Origin of the sequence: Bacillus sp. AFS012607 (genome assembly GCF_002558005.1) — a bacterium.
Taxonomy (GTDB): Bacteria; Bacillota; Bacilli; order Bacillales; family Bacillaceae_G; genus Bacillus_A; species Bacillus_A thuringiensis_S.
On the sequence record NZ_NTVM01000049.1, the window covers coordinates 1 to 2033 of the forward strand.

Consider the following 2033-nt stretch of genomic DNA (forward strand, 5'->3'; position numbering starts at 1 on the left):
CATCGCTATCAAGCTAAAGAAGTAGGTCACCCCAAAAAAGAGAAAATACGTTAAATTCTCATAGATAACTATCTTATATTAATTACATAATCTAGTGTGATATAATGATATAAAGATATTATATTTAAAAGGGGGATTCAAATTGGTTAAAAACTTACCTTTACTAATAGTGATTTTACTACTAGGTATCAGTTCTTCTACATTAAGCACGAACGGATACTTTTCTCCAGTTATAGAATGGTCTTTAATGATTATAAGTATTATTTTGAACATTACTGCAGTGATAGGTTTATCATTACACGTCCTTGTATATCAACCTATGAAAAGATTTGATAAAAATTTAAAAGAGACCTTCAAATAAAATAATTATATTTGAGGTAACACCACATCGCTATCGAGCTAAAAAAATGTATCCATAAAAAGAAAAAAACGCTATTCTTTCTGTAGAATCATAGGAAAGGATGGCGTTTTGTATGTCTATTTCTGTATCCGATGAATTACAACTATTTGCTCAAGAGATTCAAAGCTTTTTATCTCCAAATATCTTACGAGATCTTGCTAGAGATGTTGGTTTTGTACAACGAACCAGTAAATACCAAGAAAAAGATTTAGTCGCTTTATGTGTATGGATGAGCCAAAATGTCGCTACGACTTCTTTAACTCAGTTATCTAGCTGCTTGGAAGCATCGACAGAAGTGCTCATCAGTCCTGAGGGGCTGAATCAACGATTTAATCAAGCGGCTGTCCAATTTTTACAACACCTATTAGCTGAACTACTAACCCAAAAACTGGCCTCATCTATGCCAATTTCTTCTCCATACAACTCTGTTTTCAAGCGTATTCGTATTTTAGATTCAACAGCATTTCAACTCCCAGATCCCTTTACATTCGTTTATCCAGGTGCAGGAGGATGCAGCCATACAGCTGGGATAAAAATTCAACTTGAGTATGATTTGTTAAGTGGACAGTTCCTACATATTCATACTGGTCCAGGTAAACAACATGATCGAACCTACGGTTCTCTGTGTGTCCCAAATGTAGCAGCGAATGATTTATGTATCCGAGATTTAGGTTATTTTCATTTGAAAGATCTTCAACATATACAAGATAAAAAGGCTTATTATATCTCACGTATCAAATCAAATACACGTATTTATCAAAAGAATCCTAGCCCTGATTATTTTCAAGATGGCAGAATCAAGAAAAGTACAGAGTATATCCAGATAGATATGGAGGTTTTAATGAACTCTCTTCAGCCAGGACAAACATGCGAAATATCCAACGCTTATGTAGGAATGACTGATAAAGTCCCAACTCGTGTGATTGTTCATCGACTAACAAAAGAACAACAACAAAAACGATTACAAGATCAAGCTATAAGAGAAAAAAAGAAAGGAATGAAGTATTCTCCTCGTAGTAAACGACTCAGTGGTATCAATGTATATATGACAAACACCCCTACAGATATTGTCCCAATGGGACAGGTACATGACTGGTATTCTTTGCGTTGGCAAATCGAAATTTTATTTAAAACGTGGAAATCATTCTTTCAAATTCATCATTGTAAAAAAATAAAACCAGAACGATTGGAGTGCCATTTATATGGTCAATTGATTGCGATTCTACTCTGTTCTTCTATCATGTTTCAAATGCGTCAATTGCTCCTCACGAAGAAAAAACGAGAGCTTAGTGAGTATAAAGCCATATATATGATTAAAGACTATTTTCTTCTTCTATTCCAAACTATACAAAAAAACACCCAAGAGCTATCAAGGGTGTTACTTCGCCTGTTCAACCTCCTACAGCAAAACGGGCGGAAATCTCATCGATATGAGAAAAAAACGGTCTTTGATATACTAGGTGTCGTTTACAATTGTACCCTGTCTGATAATCAAGCCGCTTAATTCAAAAAAGTGAAACCCGTTAGGGTTTATTTCGTATGCAAATCTTTCAATCACCTACACTTGCCCTTTAGAAAAAAGAAACAATCTCGTCTAAAATTAATTTTGCATAAGCTTAGCTTGATAGCGATG

General features: G+C 34.6%; 2 protein-coding genes. Both read left to right on the forward strand.

Annotation, left to right across the window (positions count from 1 at the left end; translation table 11 throughout):
• The first annotated feature begins 142 nt into the window (after positions 1-142).
• Complete coding sequence (locus tag CN409_RS29890) at positions 143-361, forward strand: hypothetical protein (protein WP_000240399.1); 219 nt, start codon at positions 143-145, stop codon at positions 359-361.
• 112 nt (positions 362-473) lie between these two features.
• Complete coding sequence (locus CN409_RS29895) at positions 474-1904, forward strand: IS4 family transposase (protein WP_097982216.1); 1431 nt, start codon at positions 474-476, stop codon at positions 1902-1904.
• Positions 1905-2033 lie beyond the last annotated feature (129 nt).

Coding starts and splice junctions, on each gene's coding strand:
- CN409_RS29895 (WP_097982216.1), top strand. CDS start 474: ATGTCTATTTCTGTATCCGATGAATTACAACTATTTGCTCAAGAGATT.